This window comes from Streptomyces lateritius, from assembly GCF_014649715.1.
Lineage (GTDB): Bacteria > Actinomycetota > Actinomycetes > Streptomycetales > Streptomycetaceae > Streptomyces > Streptomyces lateritius.
In genome coordinates, this window is the sequence record NZ_BMTO01000010.1 from 194,042 (window position 1) to 219,278 (window position 25,237).

Annotated in this window: 18 protein-coding genes; 11 read left to right on the forward strand and 7 right to left on the reverse strand. The window is 71.7% G+C overall.

Annotated features, from left to right (window positions below; translation table 11 throughout):
* Nucleotides 1-95: 95 nt before the first annotated feature.
* On the reverse strand, nt 96-1,049 hold the full coding sequence (gene pgfA, locus IE136_RS21750; protein ID WP_158985001.1) for a cell envelope lipid trafficking protein PgfA: 954 nt from the start codon (nt 1,047-1,049) through the stop codon (nt 96-98).
* A gap of 237 nt (nt 1,050-1,286) precedes the next feature.
* On the opposite strand from pgfA, the gene IE136_RS21755 reads away from it, so the two are divergent.
* The gene (locus tag IE136_RS21755; protein ID WP_158985003.1) at nt 1,287-1,469 is read left to right on the forward strand and encodes a hypothetical protein; all 183 of its coding nucleotides are present in this window, start codon (nt 1,287-1,289) and stop codon (nt 1,467-1,469) included.
* An 88-nt stretch (nt 1,470-1,557) separates the two neighbouring features.
* Entirely contained in the window at nt 1,558-2,745 is a 1,188-nt protein-coding gene (locus IE136_RS21760; RefSeq protein WP_158985005.1) for a PucR family transcriptional regulator, read from the forward strand.
* A 186-nt stretch (nt 2,746-2,931) separates the two neighbouring features.
* On the opposite strand, the gene IE136_RS21765 is transcribed toward IE136_RS21760, so the two are convergent.
* The gene (locus IE136_RS21765; RefSeq protein ID WP_158985007.1) at nt 2,932-3,351 is read right to left on the reverse strand and encodes a YjbQ family protein; all 420 of its coding nucleotides are present in this window, start codon (nt 3,349-3,351) and stop codon (nt 2,932-2,934) included.
* A 668-nt stretch (nt 3,352-4,019) separates the two neighbouring features.
* Here IE136_RS21765 and IE136_RS21770 point away from each other — a divergent pair.
* Nucleotides 4,020-5,123, forward strand: a complete 1,104-nt coding sequence (locus tag IE136_RS21770) for an NAD(P)-binding domain-containing protein (protein ID WP_229819014.1) — start codon at nt 4,020-4,022, stop codon at nt 5,121-5,123.
* A gap of 36 nt (nt 5,124-5,159) precedes the next feature.
* Here IE136_RS21770 and mltG read toward each other — a convergent pair whose 3' ends face one another.
* Both mltG and IE136_RS21780 read right to left on the reverse strand, forming a co-directional pair.
* Nucleotides 5,160-6,017: an endolytic transglycosylase MltG gene (gene mltG / locus IE136_RS21775; protein ID WP_158985011.1), complete on the reverse strand. Its 858-nt coding sequence runs from the start codon at nt 6,015-6,017 to the stop codon at nt 5,160-5,162.
* Nucleotides 6,018-6,135: 118 nt separating this feature from the next.
* The gene (locus tag IE136_RS21780; protein ID WP_189601158.1) at nt 6,136-8,010 is read right to left on the reverse strand and encodes an ABC transporter ATP-binding protein; all 1,875 of its coding nucleotides are present in this window, start codon (nt 8,008-8,010) and stop codon (nt 6,136-6,138) included.
* Nucleotides 8,011-8,105: 95 nt separating this feature from the next.
* On the opposite strand from IE136_RS21780, the gene IE136_RS21785 reads away from it, so the two are divergent.
* The 3 genes from IE136_RS21785 (at nt 8,106) to IE136_RS21795 (ending at nt 13,248) form a co-directional block, all read left to right on the forward strand.
* Nucleotides 8,106-8,612: a MarR family winged helix-turn-helix transcriptional regulator gene (locus tag IE136_RS21785; protein WP_229819015.1), complete on the forward strand. Its 507-nt coding sequence runs from the start codon at nt 8,106-8,108 to the stop codon at nt 8,610-8,612.
* A 38-nt stretch (nt 8,613-8,650) separates the two neighbouring features.
* Nucleotides 8,651-11,584 carry an FAD-binding and (Fe-S)-binding domain-containing protein gene (locus IE136_RS21790; protein ID WP_189601159.1) on the forward strand — a complete coding sequence of 978 codons (2,934 nt, stop codon included), beginning with the start codon at nt 8,651-8,653 and terminating at the stop codon, nt 11,582-11,584.
* 242 nt (nt 11,585-11,826) lie between these two features.
* The gene (locus tag IE136_RS21795) at nt 11,827-13,248 is read left to right on the forward strand and encodes a Gfo/Idh/MocA family protein (protein WP_158985017.1); all 1,422 of its coding nucleotides are present in this window, start codon (nt 11,827-11,829) and stop codon (nt 13,246-13,248) included.
* 59 nt (nt 13,249-13,307) lie between these two features.
* On the opposite strand, the gene IE136_RS21800 is transcribed toward IE136_RS21795, so the two are convergent.
* Nucleotides 13,308-14,927: a peptide-N4-asparagine amidase gene (locus tag IE136_RS21800; protein WP_189601160.1), complete on the reverse strand. Its 1,620-nt coding sequence runs from the start codon at nt 14,925-14,927 to the stop codon at nt 13,308-13,310.
* Nucleotides 14,928-15,105: 178 nt separating this feature from the next.
* Between IE136_RS21800 and IE136_RS21805 the strand changes: the two genes are divergently transcribed.
* Nucleotides 15,106-17,004, forward strand: coding sequence for an ABC transporter transmembrane domain-containing protein (locus IE136_RS21805; RefSeq protein WP_189601161.1), 1,899 nt, complete (start codon nt 15,106-15,108; stop codon nt 17,002-17,004).
* A complete protein-coding gene (locus tag IE136_RS21810) occupies nt 17,001-18,782 on the forward strand; it encodes an ABC transporter ATP-binding protein (protein ID WP_189601162.1) in 1,782 nt (593 codons plus the stop codon). Before IE136_RS21805 ends, IE136_RS21810 begins: the two co-directional genes overlap by 4 nt.
* A gap of 94 nt (nt 18,783-18,876) precedes the next feature.
* Here the strand turns inward: IE136_RS21810 and IE136_RS21815 are convergent, their stop codons facing one another.
* Nucleotides 18,877-20,001, reverse strand: a complete 1,125-nt coding sequence (locus IE136_RS21815; RefSeq protein WP_189601163.1) for a hypothetical protein — start codon at nt 19,999-20,001, stop codon at nt 18,877-18,879.
* Nucleotides 20,002-20,155: 154 nt separating this feature from the next.
* Nucleotides 20,156-20,947, reverse strand: a complete 792-nt coding sequence (locus IE136_RS21820; protein ID WP_158985027.1) for a metal-dependent hydrolase — start codon at nt 20,945-20,947, stop codon at nt 20,156-20,158.
* 71 nt (nt 20,948-21,018) lie between these two features.
* Between IE136_RS21820 and IE136_RS21825 the strand changes: the two genes are divergently transcribed.
* From IE136_RS21825 to IE136_RS21835, 3 genes are all read left to right on the forward strand, one after another.
* Entirely contained in the window at nt 21,019-23,592 is a 2,574-nt protein-coding gene (locus IE136_RS21825) for a DEAD/DEAH box helicase (protein WP_158985029.1), read from the forward strand.
* 13 nt (nt 23,593-23,605) lie between these two features.
* Nucleotides 23,606-24,472 (forward strand): acyl-CoA thioesterase, encoded by an 867-nt coding sequence (locus tag IE136_RS21830; RefSeq protein ID WP_158985031.1) that lies wholly within the window; start codon nt 23,606-23,608, stop codon nt 24,470-24,472.
* A gap of 112 nt (nt 24,473-24,584) precedes the next feature.
* Entirely contained in the window at nt 24,585-25,070 is a 486-nt protein-coding gene (locus IE136_RS21835) for a glutathione peroxidase (RefSeq protein WP_158994023.1), read from the forward strand.
* The last annotated feature ends 167 nt before the right edge of the window (nt 25,071-25,237 follow it).

The window sequence follows — 25,237 nt, forward strand, 5'->3', positions numbered from 1 at the left end:
GTCTTACTGAGGGGTAACGTCAGTGTTCGTCCAAGCGATTCGTCCGGCTACTCACGGCGGTGACAAGTTTGGGCCGTTCGAAGAGCCGTGTTTCATCACTGTTCTGAGTGCCGCGGCCGTCGGCCCCGAACCAGCAGCACCGTGCCCGCAGCGACCAGCAGACCGCCCGCGATCCCACCCGCCAGAGGCGCGGTCTCACCGAGCAGCTCCAGTCGGCCGCTGTCCTCGGAGGCCAGCTTCACCTGCTCGCGCCGGGTCGCGTCGGTGAATTCCAGCCGCTCGCTGGACAGCAGGGTGACCGCGTCCTTCCGTGCACCCGGGGCCCGTAGCGTCTTCGTCGGGGCGATCAGCGCGTTCATGATCCGTCCCGTTCGCGGGTCCACGGTCAGCTCGATCCTCGCGTTGGAGTACCACTCCTCGGCCAGCACCTGGCCCGGCTTCGAACTGCCGACCAGCACGCCGGGGACCAGACGGGTGCCCGTCGCGGTGGCCTTGACGGCGCCGACGAAGCGGTAGCCCTCGTGCCCGTCGATCCTGGTGACCTCGTCGAACTCCAGCGGCACGGTGGCACCCAGACTGCTGTCCCACCAGGCGTAGGTGCGCTTCTCGACGTCGAACGGGAACTTCAGGTAGGCCTCGCCCTCGAACCCGGGCTTCTCCCCGCAGCAGTGCACCGGAAGGTTCGTCCGGCGGTCGGTCACCCATCGTTCGGTGGCCCACTGGAGGGACTTCCGCGGGTCGGCGAGCGGCAGCGTCTTCGGCGTGTCGATCTGGGTCGACACGTCCCAGATCGCGTTTCCGGTGCGCTCACTGCCGGCGACGTCCCCCAGCACCCGGCGGGTGATCGTTATCGTCTGGTCGTCCACCGTGGAAACGGACCCGGTGTCGAAGTAGCTGCCCTGACCTTCGAAGACCGTCGTGGAGACCGTATCGGTCGGCGTGCGTTTGGCGCGCGGCTCCACGTACCAGGCAAGCAGTTGGGTGAGCACCAGCAGAAAGACACCGGCACCCAGCAGAATCAGGGACAAAGGTGATATTGAACGACGCATGCGGGTACTCCGATACGGACGCGAGATGCGGGAGTTCAGGGCGGTGCGGGACGGGCCGCGCGCGCGGATCACAGCCTGTCCGGGGCGATGAGCGACTTACCCGGTGGTAACACTGCTGTGAACGGCGAAGCTAGGTGGAGCTTGACCACCTGTCAATGCGCCTCGCATACTGACCGCGCCGGACCGGGCCGGCGCGCTGGGTGACAGACCTCATCGACTGAGAGGCCGATCATCCTCATGTCCAGACTCTTCGCCGCCCTCCTGACCTGCGTCGCCGCTGCCGCTCTGGCCACAGGCGCCGCCTTGGGAATCGTCGCCGCTCTCGACGCCACACCCGAGCAGCAGAACGTGCCGCTCGTCACATTCCCCGACCCGCCCGCCCACGGGCCCTTCAGCACACCTGGCCCCGGCGCGGGCTAGTTTGTGCCTGTGCAGGCCGGCTGACCGAGCTCATGAAGACCGGACATCCAGGAGCGGTGGTTTGGAAGCCTCGTCAGCGTGGCGCGACGTGCCACGAGAACGGATTCAGCAGTTCGCCGACCGGGCCCTGGAGCAGGTCCCCGAGCTGGCCCAGGACATCCTCGCCGCGATTCGGCGGGAGTACCCGGGCCTGGTGTTCAACGTCGACGAGTCCGGAGAGCCCAAGGCCTTGGTGGCGATCCGGCACGCGCTGGAGCTCTTCGTGGAGCAGATGATCACCGGCGCGGACCGGCCGAGCGCCCTTCCCGAGATGTTCCGGGACTTCGGGCGCGGCGAGGTCGCACACGGGCGCAGCCTGGACTCCCTTCAGGGGATCTACCGGCTGGGCGTGCGCCTTTCCTGGCGGCGCATGGCGGAGATCGGCCAGCAGGCCGAGATTCCGTCCTCAGCCATGTACGAGCTCGCCGAGTCCGCGTTCGAGTACCTCGACGTGATAGTGGCCCAGTCGGTACGCGGCTACGCCGAAGCCATCGCCCGCCAGGCCGGGGAGCGGCTGCGCCTGCAACGTCTTCTCGTCAATCTCCTGCTCGCCGAGCACCGCTCGGATCCGTCCGCCGTCCTTGCCGACCGCGCGGCCGACGTGGGCTGGCACCTGCCCGAGAAGGTCGCGGTGGCCGTGCTGCTTCGCCCTGCCGCGGAGGCGGTCGCCCCGGCCGTGGGCGACGAGGTGCTGTTCGACATGGAGGGCGAGCGGCCGCGCCTCGTCGTACCGGACCCGGACGCCCCCGGACGCGCGGAGTTGCTGCACCGGGCAGTCGCCGGCTGGTCCGGCGCGATCGGCCCGTCGGTCCCCGTGACCGAGGCCGCCACGTCGCTGCGATGGGCCGATGCCGCCGTCGGGATGATCGAACAGGGCCTGCTGCCGCGAGGGTGGCTCCTGCACTGCGGCGAGCACGTCGAAGCCCTGGTACTGCTGCCCGCAGGTGAGTTGATCGACGATCTTGCGCGAAGGAGGCTGGCGCGGCTGGACGAGTCCGGCGGCCCGGCGCACGCCCACCGTCTCGCCGAGACACTGCTGGCTTGGCTGGAAACGCGGGGAGGCGCCCCGGAGGTGGCCGCCCGGCTCGGAGTCCACCCGCAGACCGTGCGCTACCGGCTGAGACAGCTCCGCGAGTTGTGGGGCGACGACCTGGACGACCCGGACCGGCGCTTCGAACTGGAGCTGGTGCTCCGTACCCGACGGCTGCGCGGAGATCTCGTCCCCCCGCCTGACTGACCCCCGGGAGGACGCCGGCGGACGGCCCGACACCTCGTGCCTGACAGCGTCCGCGGTCGCCGCAGCCGGCGTGCTCCGAGCAAGCACTTTCCGCAGCCGTCGATCTCGTCCCTGGTGGTAGGGCGCATCTCGCCGGAGCGTGAGGAGACGTGATGGCCACACCCAGGACGATCTTGATCGACACGATCAGCCCAGGAAACTCAACCGCACCTGGCGCTCCGGGTTGTCCTTGTTGGTGTCCACCAGGCACACCGACTGCCAGGTGCCGAGCGCCAGTTCGCCACCGATCACGGGGAGCGTCGCGTGGGGCGGGACGATGGCCGGCATCACGTGATCACGGCCGTGCCCCGGGCTTCCGTGGCGGTGCTGCCAACGTTCGTCGGCGGGGAGCAAGTGGTGAAGGGCGGTCAGCAGGTCGTCATCACTCCCCGCTCCCGTCTCGATCAGCGCCACACCCATGGTCGCGTGGGGCACAAAGACATTCAGGAGTCCGTCTCGGCCCTGTGCAACGTCTTCCAGGAAGGAGGCGCACTCCCGGGTCAGGTCGTAGACCGTCTCTGATGTCCCGGTGGTGACGTCCAGGGTGCGGGTCTCGAATTGGCTCATCCCTCCATGGTGTCTGACTGAGCACTCCTCTCAAACTCCACACGCAGACACCCCTTGCGGCTCACTGCGGACTCCACGCTGCGGGTACCCGCTCCATCTGGGCAAAGCTCTGCAGACCGTCTGCCAGCCCTGTCCGGACACGGGTGCATATTGCCGCCACCGATCGGGCCTTCGGGGCCGACCGCGCACCGGTGGAGCGCGTGGTGGCATGGCTGTCGACCGCCGTCGGCCGCACCAACGTCGACCACGACCGGCGCCACGCGCGGACCGCCGAGTTCTTGTCGGTGGTACGGAGCTGTGGGGCGGGCAGCCCTACGACTTCGACGCGGATGCTCGCCCTGCACGGCGGCGGTTCGCTGGAGCGCGACCGGCTGGAGATCGCACCGGATCTGTGGGCCGGTGTGGGTCTGGTACGGAGGGGTGCGGGCACCGCGCTCGTGGGGAGCCACGCCGAGGTCGCCCACCGTGCCAGGCGACGCGGACCAGGCGGGACTTCACGGACCCGGCCCAGGGGCGCGTCGCGGTGGCGAGGACGACCTGCACCGCGACGCAGGTCCGTCCCGTCGAGGAGCAGCGGGGGCAGCGCCGTCCCGCCGGCGACGTCGGCGACCAGAGGGAGGTTCTCCCGGAACGGGAAGATCCGTGACCCCGTGCTCGTTGGTGGAAACGTGAACGATTTCGGGGTTGAGACGGCGACGACGGCACGGACCATCGACGTGGTCGTGATCGGCGCCGGCCAGGCGGGGCTCTCGGCGGCCTATCACCTGCGCCGCACCGGTCTCGTACCGGACCGGGACTTCGTCGTCCTCGATCACGCCCCTCGTCCCGGCGGCGCCTGGCAGTTCCGGTGGCCTTCCCTCACGTACGGCAAGGTCCACGGCATGCACGCGCTGCCCGGGATGGAACTGACCGGCGCCGACGAGCGCCGCCCGTCCTCCGAGGTGATCGGCGCGTACTTCACGGCGTACGAGGAGCGCTTCGACCTGCGCGTCCACCGGCCTGTCGAGGTCTCCGCGGTCCGTGAGGGCGAGGGCGGGCGGCTGCTCGTCGAGACGTCGGAGGGGAGCTACGCGACCCGTGCCCTGATCAACGCGACCGGCACCTGGGACCGGCCGTTCTGGCCCCGCTACCAGGGCCAGGAAACCTTCCGCGGCCGCCAGCTGCACACCGCGGACTACCCAGGCCCCGAGGAGTTCGCCGGTCAGCGGGTGATCGTGGTGGGCGGCGGCGCGTCCGGGACGCAGCACCTGATGGAGATCGCCGAGGTCGCGGCCGGGACGACGTGGGTGACCCGGCGGGAGCCGGTCTACCGCGAGGGGCCCTTCGGCGAGATGGAGGGCCGGGCCGCTGTGGCGATGGTCGAGGAGCGCGTGCGGCGTGGGCTGCCGCCGCAGAGCGTCGTCTCCGTCACCGGCCTCCCGCTGACCGACGCGATCCGCAGCGCGCGAGCGCGGGGTGTCCTGGACCGCAACCCCATGTTCGACCGCATCACCCCGACGGGCGTGGCCTGGGCCGACGGCCGGAGCGTGGACGCGGACGTGATCCTCTGGGCGACGGGCTTCCGCGCCGCGATCGACCACCTGGCCCCGCTGAAGCTGCGCGAGCAGGGTGGCGGAATCCGGGTGGAGGGGACGCGCGCGCTACGGGACGAGCGCGTCCATCTGGTGGGCTACGGCCCCTCCGCCTCGACCATCGGCGCCAACCGGGCCGGGCGGGCGGCGGTTACCGAGATCCGCCGCCTCCTCGACCGCGAACCGGCCGTCACCACGTGAGCCCTGTCGCCACCCCGCGCCGCCGGAGACCCGCCCTCATCCGGCCTTCGCGGCGCGCCGCTCGGCGTTGAACTCGGACACGTTCGCCTGGTGTTCGGCGTAGTCGGCGGTGAAGCGGGTGTCACCGGGCCGGACGGTCACGAAGTACAGCCACTCCCCCTCTGGCGGCTGGACGGCCGCCGTCATCGCCTCCTCCCCGGGGTTGCCGATCGGGGTCGGTGGCAGACCGGTGCGCTCGTAGGTGTTGTACGGGCTGTCGATCCTGGTGTCCTCGTGAGTGGTGTCCACGGTCGAACGCGCCAAGGCGTAGTTGATCGTCGAGTCCATCTGGAGCGCCATGCCCCGCGCGAGCCGGTTGTGGACGACCCGGGCGACCTTGCCCATGTCCTCGGGGGTGTCAGCCTCCGCCTGGACGATGCTGGCGACGACGACGGTCTGGTGCAGGGTCAGACCCTTGCGCTGGTTGCCCGCGCCGATGTGGCCCGCGCCGAATCGTTTGCCCGCCGTGTCGACCATGTAGCGCAGGAGACTCTCCGGGGTCGTCGAGGAGAGCACCGGGTACGTCGCGGGGAAGAGGTATCCCTCGGGGTTGCCGGCCGCTTCGGCGGGCAGGGCGAGCGCGGTGGCCGGGGCGCCCGCCGCCGCGCGGGTGGTGCCTGCGGGGAGGCCGAGGGAACGGTCGACGGCCGCGTACACCTGACCGGCCCGCCAGCCCTCCGGAATGACGAGCATCCGGGGCTTCTCGACGGCGGGCTCGTCCCGCAGCAGCAGAGACACCGTGACGGCCGTCGCGGCGGCCACCGCGAGGACCATGCCCAGGAGCAGGGCGATCCGGCCGCGGCGGGTGAGCCGGGGGCGGCGACGGTGTTCGGGCTGCCAGGTCCGGTACGTCATGGGCGCACGTTAACCCGGGCCGCGCGCGAAACCGGGGAGCGCACCCGCGGCGGCGCCGCCGGTCCCCTGGGACGGCGGATCGCGGCGCCGTGGCACTCAGCGGCGAGAGACGGAACGATCACACGTTCTGGGGGACAACCGCTCCCGCGTTCGCGTGTTCGCCGTCCACGCCGCCCCTAGTGGCCCGCGCGCTGCGCGCGTCCCGGCGCACCAGGGCCGCGTACCGGCCGTTCCGTGCGAGGAGTTCGTCATGGGTGCCGCGCTCGGCGATCCGGCCTGCTTCGAGGACCACGATCTGGTCCGCGTCCCGGACGGTGGAGAGCCGGTGGGCGATGGTGATGGTGGTGCGTCCGGCGGAGAGCGCGTCGATGGCCTGCTGGACGGCGTGTTCGGTACGGGTGTCGAGCGCGCTCGTCGCCTCGTCGAGGATGAGGACGGGCGGGTCGCGCAGGATGGTGCGGGCGATCGCCAGGCGCTGCTTCTCGCCCCCGGAGAAGCGATAGCCGCGCTCGCCGACGAGGGTGTCGTATCCGTCGGGCAGCGAGGCGATGTGCTCGTGGATCTGCGCGGCGCGGGCGGCGGCCTCGATCTCCTCGTCGGTGGCGTCCGGCTTGGCGAAGCGCAGGTTGTCGGCGACGGAGGCGTGGAAGAGGTACGTCTCCTGAGAGACCACTCCGACGGCCCTGGCGAGGGTGTCGAAGTCCAGGTCGCGGACGTCGACGCCGTCGAGCAGCACGCGGCCGCCGGTCACGTCGTAGAGCCGAGGCACCAGGTAGCTGAGCGTGGACTTGCCGGAGCCGGTGGGGCCGACGACGGCGAGGCTGCCGCCGGCCGGGACGGTCACGTCGATGGAGTCGAGCGTGGCGCGGCCGGGCGCCTCGGGGTCGTAGGCGAAATCGACGTTCTCGAACGCCACCTCGCCGCCGATCTTCTCCAGCCGGACAGGGGCCTCGGACTCGGTGATGTCGACCGGGAGGTCGAGGTACTCGAAGATCCGCTGGAAGAGGGCGAGGGAGGTCTGTATCTGCACGCCGGTGGAGAGCAGGCTCACGGCCGGCCGGAAGAGGCCCTGCTGGAGCGAGACGAACGCGACGAGCGTGCCCAGCGAGATGGCCGGTCCGCCCGCCTGGAGGGTGAGGCCCGCGGCCCAGTAGATGAGGGCGGGCATGGCCGCCATGACGATGCCGATGGTGGACATCCGCCACCGTCCGGCCATGGAGGACCGCACTTCGAGGTCGACGAGGCGCTCGGACTCCTCGGCGAAGGACGTGGTGAGCGAGTCGGCACGGCCCATGGTCCGGCCGAGCAGGATGCCGCTGACCGAGAGGGACTCGGTGACGGTCGCGGCCATGACGGCCATCTGCTTCTGGCGCTGGGTGGTGATCGTCTTGCGCTCGCGTCCGACGCGGCGGCTGATCCAGACGAAGACCGGCAGCAGGAGCAGGGAGACGAGGGTGAGCCGCCAGTCCAGCGCGAGCATGGCGACGACGGTCGCGACGACGGCGGTGAGATTGGAGACGAGGGAGGTGGCGGTCGAGGTGACCGTCGCCTGCATGCCGCCGATGTCGTTGGCGATCCGGGACTGGACCTCGCCGGTGCGCGTGCGCGTGAAGAAGGCGAGCGGCATCCGCTGCAGCTGGGCGTAGACCGCGGTGCGCAGGTCGTGCATCACGCGCTGGCCGACGGTCGTGGAGATCAGGGTCTGCAGGACGCCGAAGACGCTGGTGATCACGGCGGTGGCGATCATGCCGAGGGCGAGCAGACTGAGCAGCCCGGTGCGCCCCTGCGGGATCGCGGTGTCCAGGATCTCCTTCAGGAGGAAGGGCGAGGCGACCGAGACGAGCGACGAGGCGCCGACCAGCAGACCGACGACGGCGAGGCGGGCGCGGTAGGGACGGAAGAGGCGCAGGATGCGCCCCACCTGGGCCGGCTCCTCCGGCTCTGCGGGATCGCGCGCGGGGGGCGTCCAGGCGGACTGTTCGTGGGGGTGCATGGGCTCCTACGAGAGGTGTGACAGCGACGACGATTCGAGCCTAGCTCATTGTTACCTATGCTCACAATGAACATGGTCCTGATATTGTTCCCGGCATGAACACTTCCGACGGTACGAGTTCGCCGGACGGTACGGGCACCCGGAGCACCCCGGTCGGCACGGGCACGGCGGACGCGGACGGCCTCCTCGCCGAGCAGCTCCTCCGCCTCACCCGCCGTCTGCACCGCATCCAGAAGCAGCACCTGGAGCCGGTCGGCATCACCCCGGCGCAGTCCCGGCTGCTGCGTACCGTCGCGCACTACGACCACCCGCCCCGGATGGCCGATCTCGCCGCTCGCCTGGAGGTCGTCCCGCGCGCCGTGACCAGCCTCGTCGACGGTCTGGAGGCGGCCGGCCGGGTGCGCCGCGTCCCCGATCCGACCAACCGCAGGGTGGTCCGGATCGAGCTCACCGACCCGGGGCACGCCACGCTGCGCGAGCTGCGCAGCGCGCGCCGGGCGGCCGCAGAGGACATCCTGGCTCCACTGACCGTCGAACAGCGCGAGGTGCTCGGAGGTCTGCTGTCCGCTCTGGTCGACCACGTGCCGGAGCGCCGCTGCTGACCACGCGGGCGCGGCGACGCGCCGAGGGGAGCCGTGCCATGCCACTGCTGGAGCCGAGGCCGAGGGCCCTTCGTCCCGGTACGGAGCGGAGACCGGCCCCCGACCGGGTCCCCGAGCTCCAGCACAAGGGCGCGCCACGGCTTCTGCGGGAGGAGCTGTCCGAGGTCCTCGGCCCGGAGAAGGTCCTCTGGAAGATCTCCGACCTGGTGCGGTACGCCTCCGACGCCAGCCCTTACCGGTTCGTCCCGCGGATCGTGGTGGTCGCGGAGGACATCGACGACATCTCCGCCGTCCTGTCGTACGCGCGCGGCAAGGGTCGCGAGGTGGTGTTCCGGGCGGCCGGGACCAGTCTCAACGGGCAGGCGCAGGGCGAGGACATCCTGGTCGACGTGCGTCGGCACTGGGCCGGTGTCGAAGTCCTGGACGACGGCGCCCGCGCCCGGGTCCGCCCCGGCACCACCGTCGTACGGGCCAACGCGGCCCTCGCCCGGTACGGCCGGGTCCTCGGTCCCGACCCGGCGAGCGCCGTCGCCTGCACGATCGGCGGCGTCGTGGCGAACAACGCGTCCGGCATGACCGCGGGCACCACCCGGAACTCGTACCGGACCGTCGCCTCCCTCACCTTCGTCCTGCCGAGCGGCACCGTCGTCGACACCGGCGACCCCGGCGCCGACGAAGAGCTCGCCCACGCCGAGCCGCGCCTGTGCGAGGGGCTGCTGGCGCTCAAGGCGGAGATCGAGGCGGACCCGGAGCTCACCGCCCGGATCCGCGCCAAGTACGCCATCAAGAACACCAACGGCTACCGCCTGGACGCGTTCCTGGACGGCGACACGCCCGTGCGGATCCTGCGCGGCCTCATGGTGGGTTCGCAGGGCACGTTCGGCTTCATCTCGGAGGTCGTCTTCGACACCCTGCCCCTGGACCGGCAGGTCTCCACGGCGCTGCTCTTCTTCCCCTCGCTGCCGGCCGCGGCGGCGGCGGTTCCGCGTTTCACCGAGGCCGGGGCGCTCGCCGTGGAGCTGATGGACGGCAACACGCTGCGCGCCTCGGTCAGGGTGCGCGGAATGCCCGCCGACTGGGCGGAGCTGCCCAGGGAGACGGCGGCGCTGCTGGTGGAGTTCCGTGCGGCCGACGCGGCCGCGCTGGAGGCGTACGAACGGGCGGCCGGCGCGGTCCTGGAAGACCTGGATCTGGTCACCCCGGTCGCCTCGGTCACCTCGATGGGCAATGCCTTCACCCGCGACCCGGGCGTGATCGCCGGCTACTGGGCGGCGCGCAGGGCCTTCGTCACCGCCGTGGGCGGCTCACGGCCCTCGGGCACCACGCTCATCACCGAGGACTTCGCGGTACCGCCCGCTCGGCTCGCCGAGGCGTGCGCCGAGCTCCTCGAGCTGCAGTCCCGGCACGGCTTCGACGCGGCCGTGGCCGGTCACGCCGCTCACGGCAACCTCCACTTCCTCCTGGCCTTCGACGCCGCCGATCCCACCGACGTGGAGCGGTACGCGGCCTTCATGGACGAGTTCTGCAAGCTGACCGTGGAACGGTTCGACGGCTCGCTGAAGGCCGAGCACGCCACCGGCCGCAACATCGCCCCCTTCCTGGAGCTGGAGTGGGGACCGCGGGCGACCGAAATGATGTGGCGGGTCAAGGAGCTCATCGATCCGGACGGGGTCCTCGCGCCCCGGATCGTCCTCGACCGCGACCCGCAGGCCCATCTGCGCGGGCTGAAGACGATTCCGAAGGTGGAGGCGGTCGCCGATCCGTGTATCGAGTGCGGCTTCTGCGAACCGACCTGCCCCAGCGGCGATCTGACGACTACGCCCCGCCAACGCATCGTGCTGCGGCGGGAGATGATGCGTCAGAGCGACGGTTCACCGGTGGAGGCGAGCCTCCTGGAGGCGTACGGCTACGACGCCGTGGACACCTGCGCGGGCGATTCCACCTGCGCGCTGGCCTGCCCGGTCGGGATCGACACCGGGGCGCTGATGAAGGAGTTCCGCCATGAGCGTCACTCGGCGTCCGAGGAGCGGGCCGCGGCGCTGGCGGCCCGTCACTTTCGCGCCGTGGAGGCCTCGGCGCGCCTCGCCCTCGGGGCCGCCGACCGGGTCGGAGACCGCGTCCTGGAGTCGGTGACCGGTCTGGCGCGCAGGGCCGTCCGGCCCGATCTCGTACCGCAGTGGCTGCCGGAGATCCCGGGCGCGGCGGCCCGCCGCCTCCCGGCCACCGACCGTCCGGCGGCCACCGCCGTGTACTACCCGGCGTGTGTGAACCGGATCTTCGGCGGTCCGAGGGGGCGCCCGGGGCCGTCGCTGCCCGAGGCGGTGGTGGCTCTCGCCGCCCGCGCGGGGAAGCCGGTGTGGATCCCGGACGACGTGGCCGGTACGTGCTGCGCGACGATCTGGCACTCCAAGGGGTACGAGCGCGGGAACACGGTGATGGCCAACCGGATCGTCGAGGCGGCCTGGGGCTGGACGGCGGGCGGGCGGCTGCCGCTGGTCGTGGACGCGTCCTCCTGCGCGCTCGGGATCGCCCGCGAGGTGGTGCCGTACCTCACCGCCGACAACCGGGAGTTGCACGCGGAGCTGACCGTGCTGGACTCACCGGTCTGGGCGGCGGAGGAGCTGCTGCCGCGTCTGCGGGTGCGCCGCCGGGTGGGCTCGGCGGTGGTGCATCCGACCTGTTCGATGCGGCATCTGGGTGACGAGGACCGGCTGACGGCGCTGGCCCGGGCGTGTGCCGAGGAGGTCGTCGTCCCGGACGACGCGGGGTGCTGCGCCTTCGCCGGCGACCGGGGCATGCTGCACCCGGAGCTCACGGCGTCCGCCACCGCGCGCGAGGCGGCCGAAGTGACGGCGCGCTCCTTCGACGCGCATCTGTCGGCGAACCGGATGTGCGAGATCGGCATGGACCGGGCGACCGGGCGGAGTTACGAGTCCGTGCTCATAGCTCTCGAGCGAGCGACACGCCCCTGACGACCGGCCCGTCCACCCGAGCCGGCCAGTAGGCTCCCCGAACCCGGCCCTGGTCTCGTTCCAGGCCCCCTCACCCCGGCGGTGAGGGGCCTTGGCGTGCGCCGGACCGATGAACAGGAATCGAAGAGTCCAACCACCCGTCACAAGAGTCCAATCCGCGCCCTTGCGCGCCACCAGCCCCAACGGCCAGGGTCCTGTGCGGGATTCATGAACCAGCCATGCACACCGTTACCGGAGGTTCCATGGACGACAACGCACCGCAGACCCCGAGCCGCCGCTCCGTGCTGCGGACCACGGCCGGAGTCGCGGGAGCGGGCATCGGGCTCGGTGCCCTGGGCACGGGGTCCGCCGGGGCGGCCGCGCCGGAGCAGACCGTCGAGGCCGCCGAGACCAGGGGGACACCGCCGCGCAGAGGGGCGACGATGGCCGGCGTCCCCTTCGAGGGCCGCTCCACCGTCCGGGTGGGGATCATCGGCCTCGGCAACCGTGGCGGCAGCATGATCGACCTCTTCCTCGCCCTTCCCGGCGTGCGGGTGGTCGCGGTCTGCGACCCGGTGAAGGCGAAGGCGGAGCGGGCCGCCGCCAAGGTCGTCGCCGCCGGGCAGCCCTCCCCCGCCGTGTACACCCACGGCGAGGACGACTACGAGAACCTCTGCGCCCGCACCGACCTCGACTTCGTGTATGTGGCGACCCCCTGGGAGCTCCACTTCGAGATGGCGCGCGCGGCGATGCTGAACGGCAAGCACGTCGGCGTCGAATGCCCCATAGCGATGCGGCTGGACGAGCTGTGGCAGCTCGTCGACCTCTCCGAGCAGACCCGGCGCCACTGCATGCAGCTGGAGAACTGCTGTTACGGCCGCAACGAGATGCGGGTCCTGCGGATGGCGCACGCGGGCAAGTTCGGTGAGCTGCTGCACGGCGCGGGGGCGTACAACCACGACCTGCGGGAGCTGATGTTCTCGCCCACGTACTACGAGGGCCCGTGGCGCCGGCTCTGGCACACCCGGCTCCGGGGCGACCTCTACCCGAACCACGGCTTCGGCCCGGTGGCCAACTACATGGACGTCAACCGCGGCGACCGGGTGGTGAGCATCAGCAGCTTCGGTACGCCGGCGCTCGGGCTCGCCCAGTACCGGGATGAGAAGGTGCCGCCGGGCGACCCGAGCTGGAAGGAGACGTACATCGGGAGCGATCGGACGATCAGTCTGGTCCAGACGGCGAAGGGCCGCGTGATCCGGCTCGAACACGATGTCTCCACCCCCCACCCCTACAGCCGGATCAACAGCCTCGGCGGTACGCGGGGTGTGTTCGAGGACTACCCGGCCCGCATCTATGTGGAGCCGGACCACAAGGGCCACCAGTGGGGCGACTTCACGGCGTATGCGGCGGAGTTCGACCACTGGCTGTGGAAGGAGCACGCGAACCCGCCCGGCGGGCACGGCGGGATGGACTACATCATGATCTTCCGGCTGATGCAGTGCATGCGGCTGGGGCTCGTCCCCGACTTCGACGTGTACGACGCGGCGACCTGGACGGCCCCGGTACCGCTCAGCCACGCCTCGATCAAGGCGAAGGGCGCACCGCAGCAGATCCCGGACTTCACGCGCGGCGAATGGCGCAGGGCCCGCTCCGGCGTGGACTCGGCCAGGCCCGTCCAGGCCTGACCCCGCGGGGCCCGGCTCTCGACTGCCGGGCCCCGCCTGCCGCCGGCACCCGCCTGCCGTCAGCAGCGGAGACGGTCCTCGGTGAGCGCGCCCTGGGCCGTTCGCAGGGTCCGGTCGTAGCAGCCGCCGGAGCCGTGGAGGCGGTAGCGCTCGGTCGTCGTCCCGACCGCGTGGCGCTGGTCGCGGGGCACTCCGGTGGTGTAGGTGGCGTCTCCGTCGTAGCGGTCGTCGAGGCGCGAGAAGGACACCCGCTCGCCGCCACGGACGACGACGGTGTCGGCGTGGTCGCCGAGCGCGAGCACGGTCCGCAGCCGGTCGCCGGCGCCGACCGTGGTCTCGCCGTCCATGGTGTACGTGCGGTGGGTACGGGTGGTGGTGCGGCCGGCCGTCACGGTCTCGTCGTCCCTCCAGCGCGCGGTGAGCGCGTCGGGGTTCTCGCCCTCACCCCAGCGGTGCACGGAGGTGTGGGCGAGCGTCCGGGTGACGGTGGTGTCGACCCGGCCGTGCGAGGTGTTCAGGTGTCCGGTGACGCTGAGCCGGTGGCCGGCCTCGGTGTCCAGGCGGTGCTCCGAACCGGCCGTGCCCGCCGTGTACACCGAGGTGTTGCGCGGCGCGCCCGCCTCGTGACGGTCGAGGGCGCCGGTGACGACCGCGCTCCGCTCGTCCTGCCAGATCAGCACGTTGGTCGGGGTGCTCCAGCCGGTCTGCCCGGCCGGGACACCGAGCACCGACACCTCGATCCGGTGGGCGCGTCCGTCGTTGAGGAGGGCGGCGAAGGGGGTGAGGTCGTAGACGATCGGCTGGATGTCGAAGGCGCGCGGGCCGGGGGTGACGTACCAGAGGAAGGGGTTGGACCAGCCGCCCGTCCAGACCGTGGGGAACGGAGCGGCGATGCCGGCGAGCCGTCCGTCCACGGAGATCCGCACCTCGCGGTAGGGGCCGTCGGTCGCCTTGCAGGAGTAAGGAGCCGCGTCGGGGACGGTCAGGTACCAGTACTCCTCGCAGCCGCCGCCGGAACCGGTGGCGTACACCTCGGCGAGGATCCGTTCGGTGTTGCGCGGTGTCGTCAGGCTCGCGGAGCCCAGCGGCATCACCCGGTCGGGCGTGTCCGCCGCGGGCTTCACCCGCCCCTGTGCCGTGTAGAAGGTGAGCGTGACGCGGACGTCGAGGACACCGGTGTACGTCTCGTTCACGACATTGCCGATGAGCATCTCGACGGGCTGAGGGCGGCTCAGGGTGTCGCGGTAACGGGTGACGTCCTTCTCCACCAACCAGGTGATGCCGTCGGGCGAGGGCTGCGGTGTCGAGGTGCGGAAAATCTCGACACCGCCGACCGTGACGTAGCCGAGCCGGTCGTACTGCCGGCCCTTCACCGCGCCGTCGAGACGGAGCACGACCTTGCTCCAGCGGGTGCCGCACTTCTCGGGCGGCGCGTAACTCCCCTTGTACGGCGTGAAGTCGCGGAACTGGGCGGCGGCGAGGGTGACCTCGCAGGAGGGGGTGACCGGCCGCGAGACGGGCGGCGCCGCCGTCACCGGGTCGTGCCAGTCGCTGGTGAACTCGGCCGGGGGCGGATCGGCCGGAGCGTCGGCGGCAGCCGCCGGCTGCCCCGCGCCGAGCAGTGCGCCGGCGACCAGCGCGAGGCCGCCGATCATGCTCATGATCTTCTGATGTCTCATGGGTCGCGAGTGAAGCGCGGGGGGCGCGGGGCGTCCAGAGGGCGTTGTTCGATCTTGGCGCGTTCTGTGCCCGATTGCGAATAAATCAATTGCCGTTCACCGTCCCCGAGCGCGAACCTTGCACGGCTCGAACCGACCGGCCATCAGCCGACGAACCACCGGAAGACCCTGGGACGACATGCAGATTCGCGATCTACCGTACGCCGATCCAGGGGTCCCCGACGTCCGCTCGGGCACCCGGTTCCTCCTCTGGCTCGGCCGCTGCCAACTCGGCGGACAGGTCAGGACCCTGCTCTGGGGACTGCTGCTGCAACTCGCCATCGCCGGACTCCCCCTCGCCGTCGGACTCGCCGTGCAGGCGGTCGTGGACCGCGACGACGGGCGGCTCGCGCTCGCGGGCGGTCTGCTCGCGCTGCTCGGCGCGGGCATCGCGGTCGGCGACGTGATGGTCCACCGCACCGCCGTCACCAACTGGATCACGGCCGCCGCGCGGGTCCAGCAGCTGCTCTCCCGCAAGACCGCCGAACTGGGCTCCGTCCTGACCCGGCGGGTCGCCGCCGGCGAGGTCGTGGCCGTCTCCACCGGTGACGTCGAGAAGATCGGCTGGTTCGTGGAGGCGCTCTCCCGGTTCACCGCCGCGGCCGTGACCCTGGTCCTCGTCTGCGTCGGCCTGGTCGTCTACCAGCCCGCGCTCGGCGCCGTGGTCGCGGTCGGCATCCCGGTGCTCGCCCTCGCGGTTCTGCCGCTGCTGCCCCGCGCCACGCGCCGGGCGGACGTCCAGCGCGAGAAGGCGGGCAAGGCCACGGAGCTGGCCTCGGACACCGTGGCGGGCCTGCGGGTGCTCCGCGGCATCGGCGGCGAGGAGCTGTTCCTCGGCCGCTACCGCACCGCCTCCCAGGAGGTACGCAGGGCCGCCGTTCGCAGCGCCCGCATGTGGGCGCTGATCGCGGCGATCCAGGTCTTCCTGCCGGGCATCCTGCTCATCGCCGTCGTGGCGTACGGAGCGCGGCTCGCCCTGGACGGACGTATCACGGTCGGTGAACTGGTCACCGTCTACGGAGCGGTGGCCCTCACCCACCATCCCTTGCGGAACTTCGAGGAGATCGCGATGGCCTTCTCCTTCTCCCGGCCGTCCGCCAAGCGCGCCGCCGGCGTCCTCGCGCTCGACCGCACCACGACGACGGTGAAGACCACCGCCGAGACCACCGCGACGAGCGAGCGGTCCCGGCCCTCCGGCGGCGACCTGTACGACCCGGCCACCGGACTGCTCGCCCCCGCCGGTCTCCTCACCGCGGTCGTCTGCGGTGACCCGGACGCGGCCGGACGGCTCGCGGACCGGCTCGGCGGCCACCCCACCGAACCGGGCGAGGACCACACCTCGGTGCTGCTCGACGGCGTGCCGCTCGACGAGATGGAGCTGGCCACCGCCCGTACGGCCGTCCTGGTGCAGGACAAGGAGCCGGTCCTGCTCTCCGGCACGCTCCGCGAACTCCTCGGCGTCCCGTCCTCCGGTGCGGTGCCCGCCGAGCACGCCCTGGCCGCCGCCCAGTGCGGGGACGTCCTGGACGCGCTCGCCCAGGCCTCCGTCAACAGCGACGGCGACCCGATGGAGACCCCGATCACCGAACGCGGCCGGTCGCTCTCCGGCGGTCAGCGCCAGCGCCTGGCCCTGGCCCGCTCCCTGGTCACCGATCCGGAGGTGCTCGTCCTCGACGAACCGACCTCGGCCGTCGACTCGCACACCGAGGCCCGGGTCGCGGCCGGCGTCAAACGGCTTCGCGCGGGCGGCACGACGGTGGTCCTGGCCTCGTCGCCGCTGCTGCTCGACGTCGCGGACCGGGTCGTGCTGATCCACGACGACGAGGTGGTGGCCGTGGGGACGCACCGCGACCTGCTGCGCGACGAGCCGCGCTACCGCGCCGTCGTCACCCGCGAGACGGACGAGGAACTCGCAGGCGGCGCCTCCTCCGGCGCGCCGGGACCACGCGAAGAACGCCCGGAGCGTCAAGAACGCGAAGAAGTCGAAGCACTCGAGAAGATCGAGGAAATCGAAGAGCTGGAAGGAGAGTCGGCATGATCGGCCTGGCGCCACCGGCGTACGACCCGGCGGCCCCGCGGACGGCGACCACCCTCCCCGTCGGCACGCCCGCGACCGTACGCGCCTACGTCCGGGAGCTGCTGCGCCGCCACCGCAGGGCGTTCGTGCTGCTCGTCCTCGTCAACGCGATCGCCGTGATCGCCTCGATGGCCGGTCCCTACCTCCTCGGCTCGCTCGTGGAGCGGCTCGCCACCGGCGAGCGTGAGCTGCGACTGGGCCGGACCGTCGCCCTCTTCGCGGTCGCGCTCGCCGTCCAGACGTACTTCGTCCGTCTGGTGCGTCTGCGCGGCGCGACGCTCGGCGAGGAGATGCTGGCCGATCTGCGCGAGGACTTCCTCGTCCGGTCGGTCGGCCTGCCGCCGGGTGTCCTGGAGCGGGCCGGGACCGGCGACCTGCTGTCCCGGATCACCACCGACATCGACCGGCTGGCCAACGCGATGCGTGAGGCCGTGCCGCAGCTCGCCATCGGTGTGGTCTGGGCCGGGCTGCTGATCGGCGGCCTCGCCGCGACCGCGCCGCCGCTCGCGCTCGCGCTGGTGCCGGCCGCGCTGCTGCTGCTCGTGGGCTGCCGCTGGTACTTCAAGCGGGCGCCGTCCGCGTACCGCTCGGAGGCCGCGGGGTACGCGGCGGTCGCCGCCGTCCTCGCCGAGACGGTCGACGCCGGCCGCACGGTCGAGGCGCACCGCCTCGGTGCCCGCCGGATCGCCCTCTCGGACCGGCGGATCAGCGAGTGGACGGCGTGGGAGCGGTACACCCTCTTCCTGCGCTCGGTCCTCTTCCCGGTCGTCAACCTCACGCACACCCTGGTCCTGGCGGGCGTGCTGATGCTCGGCGGGGTCTTCGTCCTGCGGGGCTGGATCACCGTGGGACAGCTGACCACGGGCGCGCTGCTGGCGCAGATGCTGGTGGATCCGATCGGCATCGTCCTGCGCTGGTACGACGAACTGCAGGTGGCCCAGGTGTCGCTGGCCCGGCTCGTCGGCGTCCGGGACATCGAGCCGGACGCGGGGGACGGCGAGGTACGGCCCGAGGGGCGGGCCGTCCGGGCGGACGAGGTGCGCTTCGGGTACCGCGAAGGCGTCGACGTCCTGCACCGGGTGTCCATGGACGTGGCCCCGGGGACGCGGCTTGCTCTCGTCGGTCCGTCGGGCGCGGGCAAGTCGACGCTCGGCCGGCTCCTCGCGGGCATCTACGCACCGCGACTGGGATCGGTCACGCTCGGCGACGCGGAGCTGGCGAAGATGCCGGCCGAGCGGGTCCGCGAGCATGTGGCGCTGGTCAACCAGGAGCACCACGTCTTCGTCGGCTCGCTGCGGGACAACCTGCTGCTCGCGCGGTCGGGCGCCGCGGACGGCGAGCTGTGGGCGGCGCTGAGCGCGGTGGACGCGGAGGGCTGGGCCCGCGCCCTTGCGGAGGGCCTGGACACGGAGGTCGGCTCGGGCGGGCTCGCGCTCACCCCGGCCCAGGCCCAGCAGATCGCCCTCGCGCGGCTGGTCCTCGCGGACCCGCACACGCTGGTCCTGGACGAGGCGACCTCGCTCCTGGACCCGCGGGCGGCCCGCCATCTGGAGCGCTCGCTGGCCCGGGTCCTGGACGGCCGCACGGTCGTGGCGATCGCACACCGGCTGCACACGGCACACGACGCCGATGTGATCGCGGTGGTCGAGGAGGGCCGGATCAGCGAGCTGGGCAGCCATGACGAGCTGGTGGCGGCGGACGGGGCGTACGCGGCCCTGTGGCGGTCCTGGCACGGCTGACGGCCCGGAGCAGGGCCCGCCACTCCATCAGGGGCCGGCGGGCCCTGCCTCATTCCGGACGGATGCCGGTGCTCCTCGGGCGGTACGCCGTTTCCTACGGGTGGTACGCCTGCCGCGAGGCGCATGTCCAGATCACCGGGCGGAGGCGGCCGGCGGCATCCACCGCCCGGCCGCCGACCCGGTCGTCGTCCGCGACCGCGTACGCGGCGGAGGCACCCTCCGGGGCAAGACGGGGCAGGACGAGCGCGGGGCCCGCGCCCGGCCAGTACTGGGCCTGCTCGGGCGGGGCGGTGTCCGGCGGCCACGGGCCGGTGATCGGCGAGTCGGCCACGGTGCCGACGGCGACGCCGCCGCTCGGGCTGATGTCCTCCAGGGTGGCGGAGGTCCGGCCACCGGGAGGCGCGATCCACAGCGGCGCTTCGGTGTAGGGAGGCGCCCAGTGCAGACCGGCCGATTCCATGGCCCTGCTGTAGCTGAAGGTGCCGGCCATGCGGCCCCGGTCGTCGATGTCGCGGGGTGCGTAGGAGGAGTAGGTGTCCCCCGGGTTCACGGGCGGCAGCTCGCGCGCCGGCGCCGACCGGTCCGCGGACCAGAGCAGGGCGACGTGGTAGCCGGCGTATTCCTCGCCCTCGCCGTAGCCGTGCCCGACGATCTGGCCCCGGTTGTTGATCCCGGTGACCTCCTCGACCCGGACGTGCGCGGGAACCGCGAGCTCACGGCGGATCGTCCGGCCGGACCACTCGACGCCCGTGGCCCACCCGTCGGCGCCGTGGCGGTAGCCCACGATCCTGCCGCGGTCGTCGACGTCCTTGGCGTATCCGCCGCCCTGAAGCAGGGTGACCGCACGCGCTCCGGCCCGGTAGCTGAAGGGGGTGGGGCCCCGTCCCGGGCCGGACAGGGTGCCGACCATGAGGCCGTGCCGGTTGACCGCCTCCACGGTTCCCCCGGTATGTCCTGCCGGCAGCGGAACGGCGCGGAGCCGTGTCCCGCGCCAGTACACCGGCTTCCCGCCGGAGCCGCCGACCGCCGTCCCGCCCCGGCCGAGGTCGGTGACCACTCCCCCGCCCGTCGCGGACAGCGTGCCGAGCACCGTGATCGACGGTGGGCAGGGACGGGGCCCGGCCGCCTGTGCCGGTGACTGCGCCGGTACGGCGAGGGCGAGAGCGAGGGCGGCCAGTGCCGTCACCGCCGCCGCCCCCCGTCTCGCTCGGCGCGCCATGCGTATGTGCTGTTCCTCCATGCGGACCCCCCAGGCCGGCAGTCGGATCCGACGGACACCTGACGGCCCGTCGGGAGCACCACATCATGGACGGCCCGCGGGCCGGGGCGCCAGACGGCGCGCGCGTCTTCCGGCCACGGCCTGCGGGGGGGCTCTACAGGAAGCCCAGAGCCGACGCCCCGCCGACGCCGCCCAGCAGCATGAAGGCGGGCATCAGGACCTTCAGCTCGACCCAGCTCCCCGCGCGGAAGCGCATGCCCTTCGGCGGGCCGACCGGGTACCAGCGCTTGCGGCCGACCGGGATCGGCCACAGGATCGGGCAGCCGGAGACGGTCAGCGCGTCGCCGATGTCGTGGACGAGAGCGCCCAGGACGATCGGCAGGCCGAGCCAGAGGTACTCCTGGCCGGGACCGGTGAAGAGCCAGTCCGCGCCGTTGCCGGGCTTGTCCAGCACGCCCGCGAGGATCCAGGCGCTGGTGGCGCCGAGCAGCCAGACCAGGACGTCGCTGGACATCCGCGCGGCCCGCCACAGCAGGCCCTCGACGGCCAGGACCAGGTGGACGAAGAGGATCGCGAGGACGGCCCAGCGGCCGCCGGTGACGGCGGCGACCGAGGCTCCGGCGCCGGTGAGGACCGCCCACAGCCAGGTGTGGGTGAGCGTGCGGTGCCCGCCCGAGCGGCGGGGGTCGGCGGGAGAGCGGGTCGCCTTGTAGACCGCGTACGAGAGCTTGTCGACGATCTCGCACAATCCCTTGGAGACCGGTCCGAAGGCGCGCGAGATGGTCGCGGACTTGTGGTCGAGGTCCGGGGCGAGGGCCGCGCCCGCGCAGATGAGCGCTCCGACGACGACGACCGGCCAGGGCATCGGGTGGCCCGCGGCGGCCGTCGCCGCCCCGACGCCCAGCCAGGCGGCCGCTCCGGACAGCGAGTGCGCCGGTCCCATCATGCTCGTTCCCGCCCCGTTCCTCCGGCGCCGGCGCTCACTTGACGACCGGTCGACGAGGCAGCGTATCGTCCGTGATCTTGCGCCCGGCGGCCGGTTCCCTCATCCGAGCGGAAGCCAGGCAAGATGGGGGCGTGACCCTTATCGATCAGCTCCCGCCGAACGCCGACCCCGACGCCCTCTTCGAGGCTTTCTCCTCATGGGCGGAGGGCCGGGGCATCACGCTCTACCCGGCCCAGGAAGAGGCGCTGATCGAGGTGGTCTCCGGCGCCAACGTGATCTTGTCCACCCCCACCGGCTCCGGAAAGTCACTGGTCGCGGCGGCGGCGCACTTCACCGCGCTGGCGAACGACCAGGTGACCTTCTACACGGCGCCGATCAAGGCGCTGGTGTCGGAGAAGTTCTTCGACCTGTGCAAGCTCTTCGGCACCGAGAACGTCGGCATGCTGACCGGCGACGCGTCCGTGAACGCCGACGCGCCCGTCATCTGCTGCACGGCCGAGGTGCTGGCGTCCATCGCGCTGCGGGACGGGAAGTACGCCGACATCGGCCAGGTCGTGATGGACGAGTTCCACTTCTACGCCGAGCCGGACCGCGGCTGGGCATGGCAGATCCCGCTCCTGGAACTGCCCCAGGCGCAGTTCGTCCTCATGTCGGCGACGCTCGGCGACGTGTCGATGTTCGAGAAGGACCTGACCCGGCGCACGGGCCGGCCGACCTCGGTGGTCCGCTCGGCGAGCCGGCCGGTGCCGCTCTCGTACGAGTACCGCCTGACGCCCATCACGGACACCCTGACCGAGCTCCTGGAGACCAAGCAGGCGCCGGTCTACATCGTCCACTTCACGCAGGCGCAGGCCGTCGAGCGGGCGCAGTCGCTGATGAGCATCAACATGTGCTCGCGCGAGGAGAAGGACAAGATCGCCGAGCTGATCGGCAACTTCCGCTTCACCACCAAGTTCGGCCAGAACCTCTCGCGGTACGTGCGCCACGGCATCGGTGTCCACCACGCGGGCATGCTCCCCAAATACCGCCGTCTCGTCGAGAAGCTGGCCCAGGCGGGTTTGCTGAAGGTGATCTGCGGTACGGACACGCTCGGCGTCGGCGTCAACGTGCCGATCCGTACGGTGCTCTTCACGGCGCTGACGAAGTACGACGGCACTCGGGTGCGCACGCTGCGCGCGCGGGAGTTCCACCAGATCGCGGGGCGGGCCGGCCGCGCGGGCTTCGACACGGCGGGGCTCGTGGTCGCGCAGGCGCCCGAGCACGTCATCGAGAACGAGAAGGCGCTCGCGAAGGCCGGCGACGACCCGAAGAAGCGCCGCAAGGTGGTGCGCAAGAAGGCCCCGGAGGGCTTCGTCGCCTGGAGCGACACCACCTTCGAGAAGCTGATCGGCGCCGAGCCGGAGCCGCTGACCTCCCGCTTCAAGGTCACCAACATCATGCTGCTCTCGGTAATCGCCCGGCCGGGCAACGCGTTCGAGGCGATGCGCAAGCTCCTGGAGGACAACCACGAGCCGCGCAAGGCGCAGCTGCGGCACATCCGCCGGGCCATCGCGATCTACCGTTCACTGCTGGACGGCGGTGTCGTGGAGCAGCTCGACAAGCCGGACGCGGAGGGCCGCACGATCCGGCTCACCGTCGACCTCCAGCAGGACTTCGCGCTCAACCAGCCGCTGTCGACGTTCGCGCTCGCCGCGTTCGACCTGCTCGACCCGGAGTCGCCGTCCTACGCCCTGGACATGGTCTCGGTCGTCGAGTCGACCCTCGACGACCCGCGCCAGATCCTCGCCGCCATGCAGAACAAGGCGCGCGGCGAGGCGGTCGGGCAGATGAAGGCCGACGGCGTCGAGTACGAGGAGCGCATGGAGCGGCTCCAGGACATCTCGTACCCGAAGCCGCTGGAGGAGCTGCTCTGGCACGCGTACGACGTCTACCGGAAGTCGCACCCGTGGGTCGGCGACCACCCGGTCTCGCCGAAGTCCGTCATCCGTGACATGTACGAACGGGCGCTGTCCTTCACGGAGTTCACGTCCTGGTACGAGCTGGCGCGGACCGAGGGCATCGTGCTGCGCTATCTCGCGAGCGCGTACAAGGCGCTGGACCACACGATCCCGGACGATCTGAAGACCGAGGACCTGACCGACCTGATCGAGTGGCTGGGCGAGATGGTGCGCCAGGTGGACTCCTCGCTGCTCGACGAGTGGGAGCAGCTGGCGAACCCCGAGGTGGAGACGGCCGAGGAGGCCCAGGAGAAGGCCGACCAGGTCAAGCCGGTCACGGCGAACACCCGGGCCTTCCGGGTCCTGGTCCGCAACGCGATGTTCCGCCGCGTGGAGCTGGCGGCCCTGGACAACGTCGACGCGCTGGGCGAGCTGGACGCGGACGCGGGCTGGGACGCGGACGCGTGGGGTGAGGCGATGGACGCGTACTGGGACGAGTACGACGACCTCGGTACGGGTCCGGACGCGCGCGGTCCGAAGCTGCTCGCGATCGAGGAGGACGCGGCCCACGGTCTGTGGCGCGTCCGGCAGACGTTCGCCGACCCGAACGGCGACCATGACTGGGGCATCAGCGCGGAGGTGGATCTCGCGGCCTCCGACGAGGAGGGCCGGGCGATCGTCCGCGTGACGTCCGTCGGACAGCTGTAGAAGGAGCGCAGTCGTGACCAACCCCGCCGAGAGCCTCGTCGACCTCCTCGATCTGGAGCAGATCGAGGTCGACATCTTCCGCGGTCGCAGCCCGCAGGAGTCGCTGCAACGGGTCTTCGGCGGCCAGGTCGCGGGCCAGGCCCTGGTCGCCGCCGGTCGCACGACCGACGGCGACCGCCCGGTGCACTCGTTGCACGCCTACTTCCTGCGGCCGGGGCGTCCCGGCGTCCCGATCGTCTACCAGGTGGAGCGGGTGCGGGACGGGCGCTCGTTCACCACCCGCCGGGTCACCGCGATCCAGCAGGGCCGGACGATCTTCAACCTGACGGCCTCCTTCCATCTGCCGGAGGAGGCGGGGTTCGAGCACCAGCTTCCGCCGCGGCACATGACGGACCCGGAGACCCTGCCGAAGCTCGCGGACGAGATCCGCGACCACCTCGGCACGCTGCCGGAGGCGCTGGAGCGGATGGCGCGGCGCCAGCCGTTCGACATCCGCTACGTGGACAGGCTGCGGTGGACGCAGGAGGAGGTCAAGGACGCCGACCCGCGCAGCGCGGTGTGGATGCGGGCGGTCGGCCCGCTCGGCGACGACCCGCTGGTGCACACCTGCGCGCTGACCTACGCCTCGGACATGACGCTCCTGGACGCGGTCCGGATCCCGGTGGAGCCGCTGTGGGGTCCACGCGGCTTCGACATGGCGTCGCTGGACCACGCGATGTGGTTCCACCGGCCGTTCCGGGCGGACGAGTGGTTCCTCTACGACCAGGAGTCCCCCATCGCGACCGGTGGGCGCGGCCTGGCGCGGGGCAGGATCTACGACCGCGACGGGCGGCTGCTGGTGTCGGTGGTGCAGGAGGGCCTGTTCCGGAAGCTGTCCTGAGGTACGGGCCGACGCCGACCGACCGTCCGACCGACCGACCGACCGACCGACCGACCGACCGATCGACGAACCATGCCGAACCTTGACGGACCATGACGAGGAGAACGTCTTCATGAGCCTGTACGACATTCCGCTGCGCACCCTGACCGGCGAGCCGATCTCGCTGGCCGACTACCGCGACCACGCGGTCCTGGTGGTCAACGTGGCGTCCAAGTGCGGCCTGACCCCCCAGTACGCGGGGCTCGAGAAGCTGCAGAAGGAGTACGGCGAGCGCGGCTTCACCGTGCTCGGGGTGCCCTGCAACCAGTTCGCGGGCCAGGAGCCGGGCAGCCCGGACGAGATCCACACCTTCTGCTCGGCGACGTACGGCGTGACGTTCCCGCTGCTCGAGAAGACGGACGTGAACGGCGCCGGCCGCCACCCGCTCTACAACGAGCTCACCAAGGTCGCGGATGCCGACGGTGAGGCCGGAGACATCCAGTGGAACTTCGAGAAGTTCCTGATCGGCAAGGACGGGTCGGTCACCCGCTTCCGTCCGCGCACCGAGCCGGACGCCCCCGAGGTGCTCAAGGCGATCGAGGCGCATCTGTCCGCCTGACCTGCGCGGCCGGCCGGCCGGACCCCACGGTGTCGATCATGTAATGTGAGCGGCTCCAGCAGGCACGACCGAGGAGGTGGGACCCATCCACGCAGTACGCAACGGGTGCTTCCCCTCGACGACCGTGTGGTCCGGCCGACTCGGATGACCACGGGAGCGCCCCTCGG

What these genes read in the sequence shown, in the direction of transcription:
- pgfA (WP_158985001.1), bottom strand. Translation starts at nt 1,049, where the DNA reads ATGCGTCGTTCAATATCACCTTTGTCCCTGATTCTGCTGGGTGCCGGT.
- IE136_RS21755 (WP_158985003.1), top strand. Translation starts at nt 1,287, where the DNA reads ATGTCCAGACTCTTCGCCGCCCTCCTGACCTGCGTCGCCGCTGCCGCT.
- IE136_RS21765 (WP_158985007.1), bottom strand. Translation starts at nt 3,351, where the DNA reads ATGAGCCAATTCGAGACCCGCACCCTGGACGTCACCACCGGGACATCA.
- mltG (WP_158985011.1), bottom strand. Translation starts at nt 6,017, where the DNA reads ATGACGTACCGGACCTGGCAGCCCGAACACCGTCGCCGCCCCCGGCTC.
- IE136_RS21780 (WP_189601158.1), bottom strand. Translation starts at nt 8,010, where the DNA reads ATGCACCCCCACGAACAGTCCGCCTGGACGCCCCCCGCGCGCGATCCC.
- IE136_RS21785 (WP_229819015.1), top strand. Translation starts at nt 8,106, where the DNA reads ATGAACACTTCCGACGGTACGAGTTCGCCGGACGGTACGGGCACCCGG.
- IE136_RS21790 (WP_189601159.1), top strand. Translation starts at nt 8,651, where the DNA reads ATGCCACTGCTGGAGCCGAGGCCGAGGGCCCTTCGTCCCGGTACGGAG.
- IE136_RS21795 (WP_158985017.1), top strand. Translation starts at nt 11,827, where the DNA reads ATGGACGACAACGCACCGCAGACCCCGAGCCGCCGCTCCGTGCTGCGG.
- IE136_RS21800 (WP_189601160.1), bottom strand. Translation starts at nt 14,927, where the DNA reads ATGAGACATCAGAAGATCATGAGCATGATCGGCGGCCTCGCGCTGGTC.
- IE136_RS21805 (WP_189601161.1), top strand. Translation starts at nt 15,106, where the DNA reads ATGCAGATTCGCGATCTACCGTACGCCGATCCAGGGGTCCCCGACGTC.
- IE136_RS21810 (WP_189601162.1), top strand. Translation starts at nt 17,001, where the DNA reads ATGATCGGCCTGGCGCCACCGGCGTACGACCCGGCGGCCCCGCGGACG.
- IE136_RS21815 (WP_189601163.1), bottom strand. Translation starts at nt 20,001, where the DNA reads ATGGCGCGCCGAGCGAGACGGGGGGCGGCGGCGGTGACGGCACTGGCC.
- IE136_RS21820 (WP_158985027.1), bottom strand. Translation starts at nt 20,947, where the DNA reads ATGATGGGACCGGCGCACTCGCTGTCCGGAGCGGCCGCCTGGCTGGGC.
- IE136_RS21835 (WP_158994023.1), top strand. Translation starts at nt 24,585, where the DNA reads ATGAGCCTGTACGACATTCCGCTGCGCACCCTGACCGGCGAGCCGATC.